This is a genomic window from Achromobacter sp. K91 (assembly GCF_003576205.1).
GTDB lineage: Bacteria > Pseudomonadota > Gammaproteobacteria > Burkholderiales > Burkholderiaceae_B > Achromobacter > Achromobacter aegrifaciens.
This window is the reverse complement of record NZ_QWFB01000025.1, coordinates 73616-92471: the sequence shown is the minus strand read 5'-3', so window position 1 is coordinate 92471 and position 18856 is coordinate 73616. Positions and strand designations below refer to the sequence as shown.

Genomic DNA, 18856 nt, shown 5'->3' with positions numbered 1-18856 from the left:
GAGAGGCCTGCCCGAGCGACAACCCATCGCTGGTTCCGAGCGCGGCGATATGGAATAATTGACTATATTGTGAGTCATGAGTCCAATATATGGACAAAACAAGAACTCACTAGCTGTACAAATAAACAGTATCGCAGATTCGTCTGAAATTCGCGCTGTCGGCGTTGCACGTTCTGCAGATTCACTGCTAAAGGCATATGGCCATTAGCTGGAGACAAACTTGCTGGAAACCAAGGTCCCGGGCGCCGCGGCGTTCGCCAAATTCATGACGGTGCTGCAGGCGGTGGCGGATGCGCCCCAGCCGCCCACGGCCGCGTCGTTGGCGCGCAGCTGCGGCTATCCCCGGCCCACCGTCTACCGCATCGTCGCGGCGCTGGCCGAACAAGGCATGGTGGCCGAAACCGGCGGCGCCTACCGCCTGGGGCCGCGCCTGATGTCGCTGGCCAGCCGGGCCTGGTCGCAGTTCGACCTGCGCGCGGCGCTGGCGCCCGACCTGCAGGCCTTGCGCGATGAAACCGGCGAAACCGTGCACCTGGCCGTGCCTGCCGGACACGAGATGACCTATATCGACAAGCTGGAAAGCCCCGGGCCGGTGCGCATGGCCTCGCGCGTCGGGGCCGGCGTGGCGCTGCATTCCAGCGCGGTCGGCAAGGCTTACCTGGCGGCGCTGGATCCAGCCTCGCGGGAACGCCTCTTGCGCGAATTGCCGCTGACTGCCCGCATGCCCGGCACCGTGACCAGCCTGCCCGAACTGCGCGCCGTGCTGGACGCGGCCGCCGCCCGCGGCTACGCCACGGACGACGAGGAAAACGAAGCTGGCATCGTCTGCTACGGCGTAGCCTTGTGCGACGCGGCCGGACGGCCCGTCGCGGGCGTCAGCGTCAGTACCCTGCTGTTCCGGCGGCGCGAAGACCCGCAAGCCGCCTATATCGAACCCTTGCTGCGGCTGCGCGATGCCGCCGCGGCCAAACTCGCCGTCCTGCCGGTATCGCCCGGCGGCGCCTGACCGTCTGCCCCCAAGGAATGCCATGACCGCAACCGCTGCCCCTCTTGCCTCCAAGCTCTCCACCCTCCTGGCCTCCCGGGTCGTCCCCGTGCTGCGCTACACGGACGCCGCCACCGCCGCCTATGCGGCCGAAGTTGCGGTGGCCGCCGGCTGCACCACGCTGGAACTGACCTGGACCATCCCCGGCGTCACCGACCTGCTGCGGGCGCTGCGCGACAAGCACGGCAGCGCGCTGCTGCTGGGCGTGGGCACGGTGCTGGACGAGCACCAGGCGCGCGAGGCCTTGGTCGCGGGCGCGGACTTCCTCGTGTCGCCGGCGCTGGCCACCGACATCGTCGACCTGGCGCATGCGGCCGACGCGCTCTGCCTGCTGGGCGCCTATACCCCCACCGAAGTGCTGGCGGCGCGCCGCGCGGGCGTGGACGTGGTGAAGATATTCCCCGCAGACACCGGCGGCCCCAAGCACCTGGCCGCGCTCAAGTCGGTGTATCCGGATACCATTTTCTGCCCCACGGGCGGCGTCACCCAGGACAACATGGGCTCGTACTTCGCCGCCGGCGCCGCCATCGTCGGCATCGGCAGCAACCTCTATGACAAGGCGGCCTTCGCTGCCCGCGACACCGCCGCGCTGGTGGCGCAGATCGTTCGCACCCGGGAGGCCGCCCATGGCTGATTTCGATATCGTCGCGTTGGGCGAGCCGCTGGTCGAACTGAACCAGACGCATCAGGACCAGCGCCAGTATCTGCAGGGCTTTGGCGGCGACACCTCCAACGCCGTCATCGCAGCCGCGCGGCAGGGCGCAAGCTGCGCCTATCTGACGCGTGTCGGCAACGACGCCTTTGGCCAGCAGTTCCTGGACTTGTGGCGCGCCGAAGGCGTGGATACCTCCGGCGTGCAGGTGGATGAGCAGGCCCACACCGGCTTGTACTTCGTGCAGCACGGCCCCGACGGCCATGCCTTCAGTTACCTGCGCCGCGGCTCGGCCGCCAGCCTGATGACGCCGGCCAGCCTGGACTCGGGCCTGATCGAACGCGCCCGCTACCTGCACGTGTCGGGCATCAGCCTGGCGATCAGCACCAGCGCCTGCGACACCGTGTTCGCCGCCATCGAGCGCGCGCACGCGGCCGGCGTCCAGGTCAGCCTGGATTCGAACTTGCGGCTGCGCCTGTGGCCGGTGGACCGCGCCCGCGCCGTGCTGCGCGAAACCATGCGCACGGCCGACCTGTTCCTGCCCAGCATGGACGATATGCAGCATCTCACTGGCAACGACGATCCGGAACGCACGCTGGACTGGATCCGCGATGCCGGCGCCACCGGCGTGGTGGTGCTGAAGCTGGGCAAGGACGGCTCCATCATTGACGACGGCGAGCGCCGCGTACCCGTGGCCGCCTTGCGCGTGGATGCGGTGGACGCGACCGGCGCGGGCGACTGCTTCGCCGGCAGCCTGTTGGCGCGCCGTTGCCTGGGAGACTCCTGGGAAGACGCCGTGCGTTACGCCAATGCCGCGGCGGCCTTGTCCACGCTGGGCTATGGCGCGGTGGATCCGCTGCCGCGCAAGGAACAGGTGCTGGAGCGGCTGAAGAGCCTTTCCGGCTGATTGCAGGAGGGGGCCTGGACGGGTGCGGGCGCCTATTCCGGCTGACCGGGCGGCGTTCCGTCCCGCATTTGAGTGCTTCAGGCGCGAACGTGGCGGAAACACCGCATTTTTGCGTCGCTGGCGCCGTCAGGGCATTTCAGGCTAAAATGCCAAGTTACCCGAATTTTCCGCCAGCCCAGTTTCCGGTTGTGCGGGCAACATTTCCGCAAATTCAACAGGAGAATCAACATGGCTGAACGCAAACGCGTGCGTCGCAACACCCTGGAACGTCGTTGCCTGGGCAAGGCTTTCAAGCGCTTGTTCGTCACGTCGCCCAAGGGCGTTTTCAAGATGCTGGAAAAGATCAAGCGCGTCTAAGTGACGCGTCCGGCCGCAGCCCAGGCTCGGCCAGATCAAAAAAAACCGCTCGGTGCGCCGAGCGGTTTTTTTTTGTCCTGCGGGGGCCAGCCTATTTCTTGTCTTGGGGCGGACCGAGCTTGGGCCGGATGAAGTCCATGAAGGCCCGGGTCTTGGCCGGCTGGATGCTGGACGGATACACCACGTAGATCGAGATCGGATCCACCGACCAACCTGGCAGCACCCGCTTGAGCGAATTGCGCTTGATGATGGGCTCCAGCGCCAGGCAATGCGGCATGCGCGTGATCGCCAGATCCAGGCCCGCCAGGGTGCCCGCGATGCTCATGTTGTTGGCCGCCAGGTGGCCGCTGACCGGCACGCGTTCGCTGACCGCGCCGCGGCGCAGCGTCCAGTGCGAATGCGCCTCGTCGATGGTGGTGCGCAGGCACTGGTGCTGGGTGAGATCCGCCGGCGTCTTGGGCTCGCCGTAGCGTTCCAGGTAGCGGTCGGAGGCATACAGGTAGTTGTTCAGGGAGACCAGCTCCTGCACGACCGCCCCGCTGTGCATGCCCCGGTTGCCATTCAGATCGGCGGCGCTGGCCGACGCCAGCGGGTAATCCGCATTGCTGCCAAAGCGCAGCACGATGTCGAACGGCGTGCCTTGCGCGTCGGAGGCCGTCATCATGCTCAGGTCGAACTCGCATTCCACTTCCGGATAGCGGTCGGTGAAATCATTGATGGTTTCTGGCAACAGCCAGATCGCCAGGCTGTAGGGCATGGATACCCGGAGGTTGCCGGACGGGCCGCCGGACAGGGATTGCAGCTGCTCGTGCGCCAACCTGGCTTCGTCGATCAGGCCCTGGCAGCGCCGCATATAGGCCGCGCCGGCTTCGGTGAGGTCGAGGCGGCGCGTGTTGCGGTTGATCAACCGCAGGCCGATGGCGCGCTCCAACTCGTTGATGCGGCGCGATAAAGTCGAGGTCGGCATGTTCAGCGCGCGCGCCGCCAGGCTGAAGCTCTTGCGCTTGGCAACCTCCACGAACAAGGCGATGTCATTGAGCTGGACGGTCGAAGCTTCCATAGGCATTCCGATTTTGGCCGCCCGAGTGTACGCCACTACGGAGTGCGTCCCAAGGCAACTACGGCTTCGCGAAGTCCCGCGAATTGCAGTTTTTGTCAGATTTGATTGCAAATTTGAGGCCGACGGGGCCGGTACGCGCGAGCATATCCCCTAAACTTCAGGCGAAAACACCAAAACCAAGACCGCAGCGCTTGCTCGACGCATCGCAAAGGGGCTCAGTGGGCATGACCGACACACCAACTTTATTCACTGTTTTAACGCCCACCTACAATCGGGCGGGCACGCTGCACCGGGTATATGAATCCCTTTCCCGGCAGACTTTCCGGGATTTCGAATGGGTCGTGGTGGACGACGGTTCCACCGACAACACCCACGAATCGATCCTGGACTGGCAGGCGCGCGCCGATTTTCCCATCCGTTATTTCTGGCAGAACAACCGCCACAAGAAAACCGCCTTCAACCGTGGCGTGCGCGAGGCGCGCGGCGAACTCATCGTCGCGCTGGACAGCGACGACGAAATGCCGCCCGATGCCCTGGCCACATTCAAGGAGGCCTGGGACAGCATTCCGCCGGCGCGGCGCGAATCCTACGTGGCCGTGACGGGCCTGTGTGCGCGTCCCGATGGCAGCATCGTCGGCGACCGCTATCCGCAGGACGTGTTCGACAGCACGGCGGTGGATGTCTATTTCCGCTATCGCATCAAAGGCGAGAAATTCGGCTGTATGCGCACCGACATTCTCAGGAAGTACCCCTTCCCCGAGGATGTCGCGGGCTTTGTGCCCGAAAGCCTGGTGTGGTGGGCGATTGCGCGGGCGGGGTATCTCAGCCGCTTCATCAACCGCGTGGTGCGGACTTACCACGACACGCCCGGCGGCCTGAGCCAGGGCGCGGTTTCCGTGGGCAACAATGCCCAAGGCCTGTACCTGCTGGCCTGGGACGTGTTGCAGCATCACCTGGAATTCTTCCGCTACCGGCCGCGCGAATTCATCATGGCCGCGATCCGCTACACGCGCTTTCGGCTGCATCTGAAGCATTCCGGCGTGCCGACGGCGGTGCAAGCCTACAAGCTGACCAATCCCATGGCGAAGTTCATGGTCGCGGCCCTGTGGCCGCTGGGCTATGCCATGTACCGCCGCGACAGACGCCGCGGCGTGGCCTGAAGCCTGCCAAGCTGGCAGGCCCTTGGCAGGCTTCTGCCGGCGTTTCAGGCGGGCGTTGAGGCAGGGGCTCCGTGCCCCAGTCCCAGATACACCTCGACCACGCGCGGGTCTTCCGCCACCTGGGCGGCCGGGCCTTCCAGCGTGACGGCGCCTGTTTCCAGCACATAGGCATAGTCCGCCACCTGCAGCGCGGCGCGGGCGTTCTGTTCGATCAGCAGGATGGACACGCCCATCTCGCGCAAGCGCGTGACGATGCGGAACACTTCGCGCACGATGCGCGGCGCCAGGCCCAGGCTGGGCTCGTCCAGCATCAGCAGCTTGGGCTTGGCCATCAGCGCGCGGCCCACCGCCAGCATCTGGCGTTCGCCGCCGGATAGCGTGCCGGACAGCTGGGCGCGGCGCTCCTTCAAGCGCGGAAACAGTTCATAGACCTCGGCCAACGTCTGGTCCTGGTCGCGCAGGCCGCTGCGGAAGCGGTGGAACGCGCCCAGCATCAGATTGTCTTCCACCGTCATCTCGGCGAACAGCTCGCGCTTCTCAGGCACCAGGTTCATGCCGGCCGCCACCATTTCCTCGATCTCGGCATGCTCCTGGACCTTGCCGCCAAAGACGATCCGGCCGCTGGACGGCAGCACGCCCATGATGGCAGACAGCAAGGTGGTCTTGCCGGCGCCGTTGGGGCCGATCACGGTCACGATCTGGCCTTCGCCTACTTCCAGGCTGACGCCCGAGACGGCCTCGACCTTGTCGTAGGCCACGCGCAGGTCGCGCACTTCCAGCAGTTTCGCGCTCATCATTCCACTCCGCCCAGATAGGCTTCAAGCACCGCGGGGTTGTTCTGGATCTCGGCGGGGAGGCCTTCGGCGATCTTTTCGCCGAAGTCCATGACCACCACGCGGTCCACCAAGCCCATCACGAAGTCCATGTCGTGCTCCACCAGCAGGATGGCCATGCCTTCGGCGCGCAGCTTCTTCAGCAATTCGGCCAGCTCGCATTTTTCCTGGTAGCGCAGGCCGGCGGCGGGCTCGTCCAGCAGCAGGATGCAGGGGTCGGACGCCAGCGCGCGGGCGATTTCCAGGATGCGCTGCTGTCCCAGGGCCAGCGAGCCGGCCTCGTCGTGCAGATGCTTGCCCAGGCCCACGCGCTCGACCTGGCGGGCGGCTTCGGCCAGCAGGCGCGCTTCCTCGGCGCGGTCCAGCCGCCAGGCGGCAGGCAGCACGCCGCGATGGCCGCGCAGATGCGCGCCGATGGCCACGTTCTCCAGCACGCTCATGCGGCCCAGCAGGCGCACGTGCTGGAAGGTGCGCGACAGGCCCAGCCGCGCGATGCGGCGCGCGCCGACGCCGGCCACGGAATGGCCCAGCAGCGTCACCGTGCCGGAAGTCGGCGTGTCCACGCCCGAGATCTGGTTGAACATGGTGCTCTTGCCCGCGCCGTTGGGCCCGATCAGCGCCAGGATTTCGCCGGCGCGGATTTCCAGGTTCATGGCGTTGTTGGCGACCAGGCCGCCGAACTTGCGGGTCACGTCCACGGCCTTGAGCACCACCTCGCCGCGCGGCGGCATGGGCTTGCGCGGCAGCGGCTCGGCGTTCATGTCCAGCTTGCGCTGTTGCTTCTTCACCGGCACGCAGCGCGTCAGCACCGGCCACAGGCCGCTGCGGGCGCGGTGCAGCAGCAGCACCATGCCGAAGCCGAATACGATCACCTCGAAGTTGCCGGTCTGGCCCAGCAGTTTGGGCATCCAGTCCTGCAGCCATTGCTTGAGCACGGTGAAGACGCCCGCGCCGACCAGCGCGCCCCAGACCTGTCCCGCGCCGCCGATGACGGTCATGAACAGGTACTCGATGCCCATCTGCAGGCCGAAGGGGTTGGGGTTCACGAAGCGCTGCATGTGCGCGTACAGCCAGCCCGAGGCGCAGGCCTGCAGCGCGGCGATGATGAAGATCACCATGCGCGAGCGCGCAGTATCCACGCCCATCGATTCGGCCATCACGCGGCCGCCCTTGAGCGCCCGGATGGCGCGGCCCTCGCGCGAATCCAGCAGGTTCTGCGTGGACCATACGGCCACCAGCAGGAAGGCCCAGATCAGGTAGTAGATGTTGTCGCCCTGGTTCAGCGTCCAGCCGAACAGGTTGATGGCGGGAATGTCCGGGATGCCGGTGTGGCCGCCCAGGCCCTCCACCGAGCCGAAGACGAAGTACAGCGACAGGCCCCAGGCGATGGTGCCCAGTGGCAGGAAATGCCCCGACAGCTTCAGCGTGATCGCGCCCAGCAGGTAAGCGATGACCAGCGTGAGCAACAGCCCCGCCAGCAGGGTCAGCCAGGGCGATGCGCCCAGCCATGCCAGCCAGGACGGCAGCGTGTCCGCGCGGGTGGTCAGCAACGCCGTGGTGTAGGCGCCCACGCCCACGAACGCGGCCTGCCCGAAACTCGTCAGTCCGCCGACGCCGGTCAGCAGCACCAGGCCCAGCGCCACCATGGCGTACAGGCCGATGTAGTTCAGCAAGGTGACGTAGAACGGCGGCAGCGCCAGCGGCGCCAGGGCCAGCAGCGCCAGGAATGCGAAGAGGATGTGGCGCGGGTTCATTCGTCTTCTTCCTCGACGTGATGGCTTTTCAGTGAACGCCAGAGCAGCACGGGGATGATCAGCGTGAACACAATGATTTCTTTGTAGGCGCTGGCCCAGAACGAGGAGAAGGCTTCGATCAGGCCGACCAGGATGGCGCCGGCCGCGGCCAGCGGATAGCTCACCAGGCCGCCGATGATGGCGCCCACGAAGCCCTTCAGGCTGACCATGAAGCCGGAGTCGAAGTACATGGTGGTGATGGGCGCAATCAGGATGCCCGACACCGTGCCGATCAGCGCGGCCAGGAAGAACGTGGCCTTGCCGGCGAAGATCGGCGAAATGCCCATCAGCCGCGCGCCCAGCCGGTTGAAGGCGGCTGCGCGCAGGGCCTTGCCGTACATCGAGCGTTCAAAGAACTGGTAGAGCACGACGATGAGCAAGGCCGACACCGCCACCACCCATAGCGCCTGGCTGTTGACGTTCAACGGCCCCAGCGCCAGGCTGGCGTCGCTGAAGGGCGCCGTGCGCGCGCCTTCCGCGCCGAAGGCCAGCAGCCCCAGGCCCACCAGCGCCAGGTGCACGGCAATGGAGACGATCAGCAGCACCAGCGTCGAGGCCGACGCGATGGGCTGGTAGAACAAGCGGTACAGCTGCGGTCCCATCGGCACCAGCAGCAGCAGCGTCAGCAGCGCCTGCGCCGCCATCGGCAGCTGGGCCAGCGGCAGGTTGTAGAACAGCGCGGCCAGCACCAGCGGATAGGCCACCTTGACCGCCATGCGCCAGACGCCGCGGTTGCGCCCGGGGCGCTTGCGCCGCGCCAGCAGATCGGCGCCGACCTCGGCCAGCGCGAAGGCAAACAGCAGCCACACCAGCAGCACCGGCTTGCCGGCCTGCAACGCGGCCATGGTGAGCGCGCCGAACGCGACGAACTCGCCTTGCGGGATGAACAGCACGCGGGTGACGGTAAAGACCAGCAGGATGGACAAGGCCAGCAGCGCATAGATGGCGCCGTTGGTGATGCCGTCCTGCCCGAGTATCAGGGCAATCTGAGCATTCATGCGAAATTCCGGGTAAGACAGACAAGCACGCCAGGCACCTCATTCCCCATCCGCGCGCCCACGGAGCAAACTCTGCGCATCCTCGGGATGCCGCGGAGCCGGCTTTGCCGGTCCGCAGGCATGCCCCCTGGGGGGAAGCGCGGAGCGCTTCGGGGGGAGTCCACCTTGCGGAGCCGGGCTCTGCCGGTCCGCAGGCATGCCCCCCTGGGGGGGGAAGCGCGCAGCGCTTCGGGGGGGGACTATTTCACCAATGTCCAGGCGCCGTCCTTGACGGTGATGAGCTCGCGGCCGCGGTCGTCAAAGCCGCTGTGGTCGGCGGCCGTCATGTTGTAGACGCCTTGCGTGCCAACCAGCTCCTTGGTCTGTTCCAGCGCATCGCGCAGCGCGTTGCGGAACTCCTTGGTGCCCGGCTTGCCGGCCTTTTCCGCCAGCGGCACGGCCTTCTCAAGCAGCAGGCCGGCGTCATAGACGTTGGCGCCGAAGGTGGCGGGCTTGGAGCCGTTGAGCTTTTCGTAGGCGGCGATGTAGTCCGAAGCGACCTTCTTGGACGGGTTGCTGTCCGGCATTTCCGGCAGCACCAGCATCAGGCTGGCGGCCAGCACCGTGCCTTCGACCTTCTTGCCGCCCAGCTTCAGGAAGTCGGGCAGGGCCGCGCCGTGGGTCTGGTAGAACTTGCCCTTGTAGCCCTGGTCGAACAGGGTGGTCTGGGGCAGCACGCTGGCGGCGCCGGGGGCGGCCACCAGCACGGCGTCCGGCTTGGCTGCCAGGATCTTCAGCGCCTGGCCCGTGACCGAGCTGTCAAAGCGCAGGTAGCGTTCGTTGGCGGCGATCTTGATGCCCTTTTCGGCGGCCATGCCCGAGAAGACCTTGTACCAGTTCTCGCCGTAGGGATCGTTCAGGCCGATGAAGCCGACAGTCTTGATGCCGGTCTTGGCCATGTGGTCGACCAGCGCGCGCGCAATGATGTCGTCGTTCTGCGTGGTCTTGAAGACCCACTTCTTCTGGTCGTTCATGGGCAGCACGACGGCGGCGGTGCCCACGGGCGCCAGCATCGGCACGCCGGCTTCCGCCGCGAACTGGATCACGCCCATGGCGTTGGGCGAGCCCGACGGGCCGATCAGCGCGTCCACGTTCTGCTCCGAGATCAGCTTCTTGAAGGCCGTCACCGAGTTGGTGGAATCGCTGGCGTCATCCAGCGAGATGTATTCCACGGTCAGGTCGCCGATTTTCTTCGGCAGCAGCGGCACGGTGTTCTTCTGGGGAATCCCCACCAGGGCCGTCGGGCCGGTGGATGAGGTGACGACGCCGACCTTGACTTGGGCCAGGGCGGGCAGGGCGAACAGCGCGGCTACCGCGGCGGCAGCGGCCAGGGGGAGTTTCTTCGACAGCATGGCAAAACCTCCGGATAGGGAGCAGGGTGGGGGTGCGGCTGGAAAACGGAGAAAACGGGTACTTCTGTGCTTGCTTGGTTTGCTTTAATACTTGTTGCTTAAACTTTCTGTGCGCAGGCTCGCACTGTAGACCTGGTCCGCAGTGCTTACCTATCCGTCAAAACCCGAAGCGGGCTCGCGCGACGCGTGTTCAGATGGTGATGGAGCTGACGCTGGCGCCGCCGCAGACGAACAGCGTCTGGCCGGTGACGAAGCTGTTGGCGGGATCCGAGAAGAACATGACGGCGCGCGCCACGTCGTCGGAACGCCCCAGACGCTTGACCGGTATGCCGGCCGCCAGCTGCTTTTCGCGCTCGCTGCCGGGCTCGATCACCTCGTAGAACATGTCGGTCTGGATCGGACCGGGAGCCACCACGTTGACCGTGATGCCATAAGGTGCCAGCTCCAGCGACCAGGTGCGCGCCATGCCCACCATGCCGGCCTTGGTGGCCGAATAGGCAGTGCGGGTCGGCAGGCCCAGTGCGCCGCGCGAGGACATCATCACGATGCGGCCGAACTTGCGCTCCTGCATGCCGGGCAGGGCGGCCTGCACCAGGCTGATGGCCGCGCCCAGGTGGATCTGGGTCAGGCCGTGCAGTTCTTCCTGCGTGACCTGCGGCAGCAGGTTGGGCCAGATGACGCCGGCGTTGTGAATGACGTGGCTGATGGGGAACCTGGCAGCGGCTTCGGCGCCCGCTTGCGCGGTGGCCTCGGCGTCCAGCAGGTCCACCTGCACGTTGTGCAGGCGCGGGTGGCTGAAGTCGGCGGCGCGGCGTGCCATGGAAATCACTTCGTAGCCCGCGTCCAGCATGCTGCGGCAGATTTCGGCGCCGATGCCGGCGCTGCCGCCGGTGACGATGGCGACGTTGGTGTGCGTCATGGGTATCCCCCTGTTGTCGTTGTCGTGAGGCCGGCTCTGGGGCGGCCTGCTCAGGCCTTGGGCGCCAGCGCCAGCACGCGCAGCGGGCTGCCCGAGCCGCTGCGGATCTTGAGCGGCGCCGAGAAGATCACCGCGCCGGTGGGCGGCAGCTGGTCCAGGTTGGTCATGCATTGCAGGCCGTAGCGGTTGTTGCCATGCATGTAGTAGTGGCAAGGATAGGGGGGATCCAGGTGCTGCGCCTGGCCCGCGTCGGTGCCGACCGACTCGGTGCCGAAACCGTGCACGTCGCGCTCCTTGATCAGCCAGGGCACCACTTCAGCGTCCGGGCCGGGCGAGTGCGCGCCGTCTTCCTGCTGGTTCAGGTAATCGGCGGGCTTGGCGCGCTTGGACCAGTCGGTGCGCATCAGCACCCAGGAACGCGCGGGAATGCGGCCATGCTGCTCTTCCCATTTCTTCACGAAGTCGATGGTCAGCAGGAAATCGGGGTTGTCGCGCGACTCGGCCGAGCAGTCGATGACGCAGGCGCTGGCGATGAAGGCTTCCACCGGAATGGTGTCGACGGTGTTGTCGGGCTGGTCCTTGCCCGTGACCCAATGGGCCGGCGCGTCAAAGTGGGTGCCGGTGTGTTCGGAGCACGAGAAGTTGTTCCAGTACCAGGCGGGGCCGCGCTCGTCGTAGCGCGAGATTTCCTCGATGCGGAACGGCCAGGCCTGGCCGAATTCCGGCGGCAGCACGATGGTCGGGAATTCCGGCGTCAGCGTTTCGGTCAGGTCCACCACGCGGATGCGGCCGGACATCAGTTCGGCCATGAATTGGGCAAGAATGTTTTGGCTCATGTGCTGTTCCTCTAGGTTCGTACGTTGTCGGGGCGGCGGGCCGTCAGGCTCCCAGCTCCCGTTCCAGTCCCTTGGGGTTTTCCGCCAGCCGGGCGCGGAATTCCTGCGCGACATCGCCGACGTAGACGTCCTCGATGCCGTCCTTGAGCGCGCGCACGATGGCGGCCGCGATCGCGGCAGGCGCCACGCGCGGGGGCGGCGTGCGCTGCTCCCATTCGTGATCCACCGGCCCGGGGAACACGTTCACCACCCGCACGCCCGCGCCGCGCATCTCGGCGCGCAGGCATTGCGCCAGGGACAGCGCAGCCGCCTTGGACGCCGACCACATGCCGCGCGACGGCAGGTTCATGTGGGCGTAGATGGACAGCACGTTGACCCAGGCCGTGGCGCTGTTCACGCCGTCCGCCGCGCGTCCGCACAGGGCCGGGCCGAAGCTCTGCGCCAGGCGCATCAGCCCCAGCACGTTCACGTCCATGGCGTCGCGCGCCGTGTTCACGTCCTTGCGGTTCAGCAGCCCGCCTTCGCGTTCCAGGTCGGCGGTGTTCACCAGGATCTCGACCTTGCCGCCGATGGAGGCGGCGGCGCGCTCGACTGAATCGGTATCGGTCACGTCCAGCACCACCGCCTGCACCCGCGGGTCTGCCGCCAGGGTCTCATAGGCGGCGTCGCGCTTCCAGGCTTGCGGGTCGCCCAGGAACACGGTCGGGCAGCCGGCGTCCAGCAGGGCGCGCGCCACGGCCTGGCCCACCGCCGACTTGCCGTCGGTGACGAGCGCGCGGCGGAACTTCGGATCGCAAGAGGTTTCGCGCAGGGTCTTGTCGTCTTCCATGTTGGGCGTATTCCTTTCAGGCAGGGCGATCATCACGGCCTGGCCGCTGCGGTCCAGCTTCAGCGCCAGGCGCACGCGGTCGCCGTCGGCGCAGTCCTGGTGCACATGCGCCACCACGGATGGGCCGGCAGTCATGCGCACCGTGCCCACGCGCCAGGGCAGGCGTTCGCGGAAATACAGGTCGTTGCTGTGATGCAGGGTGGTGCTGACCAGCAGCACGCCGCCGGGATCGGCAGGCCGCCAGGGCAGATGCTCGGACAGGCAATGGCCGCAGACTTCGCGGGGCGGATACTGGACCGTGCCGCAATCGGCGCAGGTCTGCAGGTCGAAGCGGCCCTCGGCTGCGGCGGCGGTCAGCCCAAGCGCGCTGCGGCTGCGCCAGCCCGGCGGCAGCGTCGGCTGGCGGGTGCGGGCGATCGGGTTCTTGCGGGGCGGCTTGGCCAAGGGTTCGGTCATGCGTGGCTCCCCAGGATGGCCGCGGCCGTGCACAGCCCGCGGTCGTAATTGATCATGCCGAAGCCGCTCACCATGCCGAGGCGGGCGTCGGGCACCTGCGTGCCGCCGGCCGTGCCGCTCAACTGGCGCAGCGCTTCGACCATGCCCAGATAGCCGCCGGCGGCGCCGGCCTGGCCCACGGACAACTGGCCGCCGTTGGTATTGAAGGGAAAGCTGCCGTCCACGGTGAAGCTGTTGTTGCGCACGAAGTCGGGGGCCGCGCCCTTCGGGCAGAAGCCCAGGTCTTCGATCTGCATCAGGTTGATGACGGGATAGTCGTCGTAGGCCTGCAGGAAATCCATGTCGTCGGGCTGGACGCCGGCCTGGCCGTAGAGTTCGTCCAGGTCCACGGTCCAGCCGCCGCGGGTCTGGATCGGGTCCTCGATCCAGGCGTTGTGGCGTTCGATGGTGGAGAGGATGCGGGCGTAGGGCAGGTTCAGCGCGCGCGCCCGGTCTTCGCTCATGACCAGGAAGCCGTCGGCGCCGGCGCAGGGCATCACGCAATCGAACAGGTGTATCGGGTCGGTGATGACGCGGGCGTCCAGGTACTGGGCGAGCGTCAACGGCTTCTTCATCAGCGCGTGCGGATAGCGCAGGGCGTTGTCGCGCTGCGCCACGCAAAGCTTGCCGAAGTCCTCGCGGGTGGCGCCGGTCGCGCGCATGTAGTTGGCGGTCAGCAGCGCGAAGCTGGCGTTGGGGCCGCCTGCGCCATAGGGATAGACCGCGTCCTGCGCGAAGCGCGAGAACTGGCTGACCGTGTTGCGGAACGAGTCCACGTGGTTGGTGTCGCCTGCGATGCAGGCCACGATGCTGGCGTCGCCGGCCTGCACGGCGCGGGCCGCGCGGCGCAAGGCGGCCACGCCGCTGGCGCCGCCCATGGGGATATGGTCCAGCCAGCGCGGGCTCATGCCCAGGTGCTGCACCAGGCCGACGGCGGTGTCGGGCGCCAGGGTGAAGCTGGACACGCAGAGGCCGTCCACCTCGGTCTTGGCGATACCGGCCTGGCGGATCAGCGCGCCCAGCGCCCGTCCCAGCCACCAGTGGGCCGCATGGGTGGAATAGCGTTCATACGGAATCGTGACGGGCAGGGCCGCCACCACGCCGTCATAGCCCAGGCGGTTCATCGCGCGGGCTCCTGGCGCTTCTTCATGTGGCCGGTGTCCACGCAGCGGGCCGTGCCGGGCAGCGTGGGCGCCAGGGCTTTCATTTCGCCGCGCTGGATCTTGTTGGTGGTGGTCAGCGGCAGGCTGTCGACGAAGGCGACGTAGCCGGGGGCCTTGTAATAGGCCAGCTGCTCCAGGCTCCATTGCACGATGCTGCGGGCGGCCTCGGCCATTGCGACGCCCTCGGCCGGCAGGCTTTCGGGCACCACGCAGGCCAGCACTTCGTCGCCGCGCACGGCGTCGGGCACGGCGGCGACCGCCACGGCCTTCACCAGCGGGTGCTGCAGCAGCACGCTTTCGACTTCCACTGCGGAGATGTTCTCGCCGCTGCGGCGGATGACGTTCTTCTTGCGGTCCACGAAGCGCAGCGCGCCGTCGGCGTCGCGGCGCACGATGTCGCCGGTATGGAACCAGCCGTCCTCCCAGGCCTGGGAGGTCGCGTCCTGGTCCTTGAGGTAGCCGGCGAAGAATCCGTAGCGCGGGTCATCGCCGGCGTGGCGCACCAGCAATTCGCCCGGTTCGCCGGCGGCCGCTTCCAAGCCGGAATCAGCGACGATGCGCACCAGCACGTCTTCTTCCTCGCGGCCGAAGCAGCTGCTGCCGATGTGGCGCGGCTCATGGTTGGCGATGATGACGGCGCCCGCGCCAGTTTCGGTCATGGCCCAGGCTTCCAGCAGCGGAAAGCCGAAGCGTTCTTCAAAGGGCTGGTGCAGCTTGCGGTCCACGCCCGCGCCGAAACCGAAGCGGATGGCGGGCTGCTTATCCCGTGCGGACGGTTCGGCCTTCATCAGGATGGCGGGCATGACGCCCAGGTAGTGCAGCACCGTCGCGCCGGAATCGCGCACGCTGTCCCACCAGGTCTTGGGATGGAAGCGGTCCAGCGGAATCAGGCAGCCGCCGGTCAGGAGCATGGCCATGGCCGAGTACGCCATGGCGTTCATGTGGACCAGGGGCAGCGGCGTCAGCATGCGTTCCTGGCCAGGGCGCAGTTCGCACAAGCCGCCGATGCGCGCGTACCAGCCGCCGGCATGCAGGAAATAGCGGTTGGGCAGGATGCAGCCCTTGGGTCGTCCGGTGGTGCCGGAGGTGTAGAGCAGGGCGCATTCGGTCAGGATATCGGGCTCGCTGCCCGCCAGCGGCGCCGCAAAGGGCGCGGCGGGCGGCGTGTCGTCCGGTCCCATCACACGCAGTTCGCGGCCGGCGCGTTCTGCCGCGGCCAGCAGGTCGGCGTGGCGTTCGGGCAGGGCAACGGCCAAAGCGATCTCGGAATGCCCCGTCAGGTATTCCAGTTCCGCTGCGCGCAGATCGGGGTTGATGGGCACCACCGACACGCCCAGGGCGTTCAGCGCGAACCAGTGCAGGAAGAACGCGGGGCGGTTCTCCAGCAGCAGGCCGGCGCGGTGGCCGTGGCCGTAGCCGGCGCGCGCATAGGCCGCGCGCAGGGCCTCGATGGACTCGGCGGCCTGGGCGTAGCTTAGTTCGCCTGCGGCGATGCCATAGGCCTGGGCCGTTTCCGGCAGGATGCACAGGAAGGGCTGGGCGCCGTAGCGGGCCGCGGTGTCGCGGAATGCCTGATGGACCGTGGTGCTCACAAGCCGCTCCTACATGAACAATTGGATATTGCCGAAGGCCGCGTCGCAGTTGACGAGGTCCACGCGCTTGAGACGGATGCGCAAGACGCCGTCCTGCTCCACCAGGTGGTGGGTGGTCCAGCCTGCATACAGCGTCTGCGCGTCCTGCCGCGTCTCGACGTAATGGAAGGCGGTGCGTACCACGTGGCGGCCTTCGGCGGGGGCGGCATCGGGATGGCCGTGCTCCACCGTGGGCGCCTGCAGCAAGTGGTGGCAGCGGCTCTTGGGCTGTTGCGAAAACGTGCGCTGGCCGGCCAGCCGCTCCACGCGCACGCGCAGCAGCAGCTTGTCTTCGTACATGAGCGAGGCGTGCAGCTTGGGATCGGTCTGGCCATGGGCCAGCGGCATCCAGTAGTAGCCGTCTTCGGTGTACAGGTTCAGCCAGTCCTCGAAACGCAGCTCGTCCAGCATGCGCGCCTCGGCGTAGACAAAATCGATCAACTCGCGGTCGCTTGCGCTCATACCGACTCCGGTCCGGTCATGTAGCGGCCCCATGCGCGGTACTGGTTGCGCATCTGCCATTCATTGGTGCCATTGGTGGCGACGTTCTTTTGCCCGACCTCGTCGGGCGAGTACAGCCGGCCCACGTTGACCCAGTCCCGCGCCCGCGATTGCAGGCCGTCCTGGGCGCGCTCGTACATTTCCAGGTCGTCGTGCCCGACCACGGAGGTCGGCGCGTTGATGAGACGGTTGTACATGAGCGTGCGTTCCAGCAGCAGGTCGGGCGCGCCCACCAGGCGGAAGGTCCAGGATTCCACCAGCGTGCGGTCGGCTGCGATGGGCTTGAAGACGCGCAGCGTCTGGATCGGGCCCTTGACCATGATGTTGGGGAAGTACACGGTGTTGTGGCGCACGTCGCCCAGGATCTGCTTGGCGCGTTCCTCGCCGTAGGCCGCGACCATGGAGTCCCAGTAGCCCGGAATGCCCGAGTACGAGGCATGGATGGAGTCCGACACGCCGGTATGGCCGTGGCCGTTCTCCCATACGCGGATGCCCATGTTCTCGAAGAACTCGTAAGGCGAGATGAAGGGGGCGAACAACTCGACGGCCATGGGCTTGGGCGTGCCTTCCGGCGCCTGTTCCCAGACCTTCACGGCGGTGCCTGCGGAGGACTCATGCGCCACCATCGGGTGGCAGGTGTCGGTCTGGTTGTCGACCAGCATCTTCCAGTTGCAGCGGTGCATGTAGCGCAGCACGCCGCCGGCGACTTCCAGCCGGCCCTCGGGCGAGCGGTCGACCATGTTGTCCAGGGTGGACAGCGATTCGCCGAAGAAATCCTCGAATGACTGGCCCTCGGGGTTCAGGCGGCAGAACACGAAGCCGCGATGGTTCTTCACGTCCTTCACGGCAGCCATGCCCTGGCTGGCTTCGCAGTTTTCCAGGCCGGTGTTCTCGTAGCCCTTTTTCAGCGGGATGGACAGCAGGCTGCCGTCGGTCTTGAAGGTCCAGGCGTGGTAGGGGCAACGGAAGAACTTGCCGGTGTTGCCGCAGGCTTCACCCGCCACCATGGTGCCTTTGTGCGGGCAGCGGTTGTGCAGCACCCGCACCGAGCGGTCGCTGTGGCGCACCATCACCACGGGCTGGTTGCCCACTGTGGTGGTGATGTAGTCGCCCGGGTTGGGGACCTGGCTGTCGTGGCCGACGTAGACCCAGGTGTTGGCGTACAGGCGTTCCATCTCCAGCTCGAACAGCTCCTGGTCGATGAACAGATCCTTGTGCACCTCGGTGTCGCGCAGCAGGGCGCGGATGGCGTCGGGGTTGTCGCGGTATTTGGCCATGAGGGCGCTTCCTTGCGTCGGGGCTACAGGTCCAGCACCAGGCGCGCCGATTTCGCGCGCGAGATGCAGATCTGGATGATCTTGCCGCTGGCCTTCTCGGTGTCCGAGAGGTAGTAGTCGCGGTGGTCGGGTTCGCCTTCCAGCACGGTGGCCTGGCAGACGCCGCATTCGCCGCGCTTGCAGTCGTACATCGGGTCGCAGCCTTCCTCTTCCATCACGTCGATGATGGTCTTGTCAGCGGGGATGGTCAGCACCCGGCCCGACTGGCGCAGCTCGACCTCGAAGGGCTGGTCGCCGGCCTGCGGTGCAGCGGTGGCGAAAAGTTCGAAATGGATGTGGGCGTCGGGCCAGTGGCGTGCGTGCGCGCCCTGGATGACTGCGTCGATCAGGCCCTTGGGGCCGCAGACATACAGGTGCTGGCGCGGCGAGGATGCGTCCAGCAGCGCCTGCAGGTCGAAGCGGCAGGACGGATCGTCGTCCGCGTGCAGGCTCAGGTCGTCGCCGGCCAGGGCCTGCAGTTCGGGCAGGAAGGCCAGCTGGTCCTTGCTGCGGCCGCAGTAATGCAGATGGAAGGCGCGTCCCGCGGCCTTGAGCGCCGCGGCCATGGATGCCACCGGCGTGATGCCGATGCCGCCCGCGATCAGCACGACGGGTTCGTCGCCGGCAGGCGATTCGTGCAGCGGGAAATCATTCTTCGGGCCTTCGACATCGAGCGTGTCGCCCTCGGCCAGCGCATGCATGTGGCGCGATCCGCCCTGGCTGGTTTCCTCCAGGCGCACGCCGAGCCGGTACTCCGCGGGCTGCGCGAACTTGCCGGCTTCCGGCGCCAACTGCACCAGCGAATAGCAGCGCGGCTCGCGCAGGCCCGGCACCGTCACCTTCAGGTGCGCGCCCGGTCCGAAGGCAGGCAGGGGGCCGGCGTCTTCGCGCGCCAGCCGGAACGAGCGGATCAGCGGCGATTCCTGCCGGACTTCCCGGACGATGAGTTTCAGTGTCTGCACGGCGTTTG

At 67.0% G+C, this 18856-nt stretch carries 18 protein-coding genes; 5 read left to right on the top strand and 13 right to left on the bottom strand.

Annotated elements, in window-relative coordinates; genetic code table 11:
* Positions 1 to 220: 220 nt before the first annotated feature.
* The 4 genes from DXK93_RS07110 (at position 221) to DXK93_RS32490 (ending at position 2961) form a co-directional block, all read left to right on the top strand.
* Entirely contained in the window at positions 221 to 1006 is a 786-nt protein-coding gene (locus DXK93_RS07110; RefSeq protein ID WP_119449709.1) for an IclR family transcriptional regulator, read from the top strand.
* 22 nt (positions 1007 to 1028) lie between these two features.
* Positions 1029 to 1679, top strand: coding sequence for a bifunctional 4-hydroxy-2-oxoglutarate aldolase/2-dehydro-3-deoxy-phosphogluconate aldolase (locus DXK93_RS07105; protein WP_119449708.1), 651 nt, complete (start codon positions 1029 to 1031; stop codon positions 1677 to 1679).
* Positions 1672 to 2604, top strand: coding sequence for a sugar kinase (locus DXK93_RS07100; RefSeq protein ID WP_119449707.1), 933 nt, complete (start codon positions 1672 to 1674; stop codon positions 2602 to 2604). The genes DXK93_RS07105 and DXK93_RS07100 overlap by 8 nt, the downstream gene beginning before the upstream one ends.
* 228 nt (positions 2605 to 2832) lie before the next feature.
* A complete protein-coding gene (locus tag DXK93_RS32490; RefSeq protein WP_255423380.1) occupies positions 2833 to 2961 on the top strand; it encodes a hypothetical protein in 129 nt (42 codons plus the stop codon).
* Between the two features lie 91 nt (positions 2962 to 3052).
* Here DXK93_RS32490 and DXK93_RS07095 read toward each other — a convergent pair whose 3' ends face one another.
* Positions 3053 to 4021: a LysR family transcriptional regulator gene (locus DXK93_RS07095; protein WP_119449706.1), complete on the bottom strand. Its 969-nt coding sequence runs from the start codon at positions 4019 to 4021 to the stop codon at positions 3053 to 3055.
* Positions 4022 to 4245: 224 nt separating this feature from the next.
* Here DXK93_RS07095 and DXK93_RS07090 point away from each other — a divergent pair, with 224 nt between their 5' ends.
* Positions 4246 to 5181 (top strand): glycosyltransferase family A protein, encoded by a 936-nt coding sequence (locus tag DXK93_RS07090; RefSeq protein ID WP_054457409.1) that lies wholly within the window; start codon positions 4246 to 4248, stop codon positions 5179 to 5181.
* A gap of 44 nt (positions 5182 to 5225) precedes the next feature.
* Here DXK93_RS07090 and DXK93_RS07085 read toward each other — a convergent pair whose 3' ends face one another.
* The 12 genes from DXK93_RS07085 to DXK93_RS07030 all read right to left on the bottom strand — a co-directional run bounded on the left by DXK93_RS07085 (position 5226) and on the right by DXK93_RS07030 (position 18848).
* Complete coding sequence (locus DXK93_RS07085; protein ID WP_054457408.1) at positions 5226 to 5975, bottom strand: ABC transporter ATP-binding protein; 750 nt, start codon at positions 5973 to 5975, stop codon at positions 5226 to 5228.
* Complete coding sequence (locus DXK93_RS07080; RefSeq protein ID WP_054457407.1) at positions 5975 to 7768, bottom strand: ATP-binding cassette domain-containing protein; 1794 nt, start codon at positions 7766 to 7768, stop codon at positions 5975 to 5977. Before DXK93_RS07080 ends, DXK93_RS07085 begins: the two co-directional genes overlap by 1 nt.
* Positions 7765 to 8805 carry a branched-chain amino acid ABC transporter permease gene (locus DXK93_RS07075; RefSeq protein WP_119449705.1) on the bottom strand — a complete coding sequence of 347 codons (1041 nt, stop codon included), beginning with the start codon at positions 8803 to 8805 and terminating at the stop codon, positions 7765 to 7767. The genes DXK93_RS07080 and DXK93_RS07075 overlap by 4 nt, the downstream gene beginning before the upstream one ends.
* A 239-nt stretch (positions 8806 to 9044) precedes the next feature.
* Positions 9045 to 10196, bottom strand: coding sequence for an ABC transporter substrate-binding protein (locus tag DXK93_RS07070; RefSeq protein ID WP_054457402.1), 1152 nt, complete (start codon positions 10194 to 10196; stop codon positions 9045 to 9047).
* 190 nt (positions 10197 to 10386) lie between these two features.
* A complete protein-coding gene (locus DXK93_RS07065) occupies positions 10387 to 11115 on the bottom strand; it encodes an SDR family NAD(P)-dependent oxidoreductase (RefSeq protein WP_059371593.1) in 729 nt (242 codons plus the stop codon).
* Between the two features lie 50 nt (positions 11116 to 11165).
* On the bottom strand, positions 11166 to 11951 hold the full coding sequence (locus DXK93_RS07060) for a cyclase family protein (protein WP_054457398.1): 786 nt from the start codon (positions 11949 to 11951) through the stop codon (positions 11166 to 11168).
* A 43-nt stretch (positions 11952 to 11994) separates the two neighbouring features.
* On the bottom strand, positions 11995 to 13236 hold the full coding sequence (locus DXK93_RS07055) for an SDR family NAD(P)-dependent oxidoreductase (RefSeq protein WP_119449704.1): 1242 nt from the start codon (positions 13234 to 13236) through the stop codon (positions 11995 to 11997).
* Positions 13233 to 14399, bottom strand: coding sequence for a thiolase family protein (locus DXK93_RS07050; protein ID WP_119449703.1), 1167 nt, complete (start codon positions 14397 to 14399; stop codon positions 13233 to 13235). The genes DXK93_RS07055 and DXK93_RS07050 overlap by 4 nt, the downstream gene beginning before the upstream one ends.
* A complete protein-coding gene (locus tag DXK93_RS07045) occupies positions 14396 to 16030 on the bottom strand; it encodes an AMP-binding protein (RefSeq protein WP_119449702.1) in 1635 nt (544 codons plus the stop codon). Before DXK93_RS07045 ends, DXK93_RS07050 begins: the two co-directional genes overlap by 4 nt.
* 9 nt (positions 16031 to 16039) lie before the next feature.
* Positions 16040 to 16531, bottom strand: a complete 492-nt coding sequence (locus DXK93_RS07040) for an aromatic-ring-hydroxylating dioxygenase subunit beta (RefSeq protein ID WP_054457391.1) — start codon at positions 16529 to 16531, stop codon at positions 16040 to 16042.
* Positions 16528 to 17847 (bottom strand): aromatic ring-hydroxylating dioxygenase subunit alpha, encoded by a 1320-nt coding sequence (locus DXK93_RS07035; protein ID WP_054457389.1) that lies wholly within the window; start codon positions 17845 to 17847, stop codon positions 16528 to 16530. Before DXK93_RS07035 ends, DXK93_RS07040 begins: the two co-directional genes overlap by 4 nt.
* A gap of 23 nt (positions 17848 to 17870) precedes the next feature.
* Positions 17871 to 18848 carry a PDR/VanB family oxidoreductase gene (locus tag DXK93_RS07030; protein ID WP_054457387.1) on the bottom strand — a complete coding sequence of 326 codons (978 nt, stop codon included), beginning with the start codon at positions 18846 to 18848 and terminating at the stop codon, positions 17871 to 17873.
* Positions 18849 to 18856: the final 8 nt, after the last annotated feature.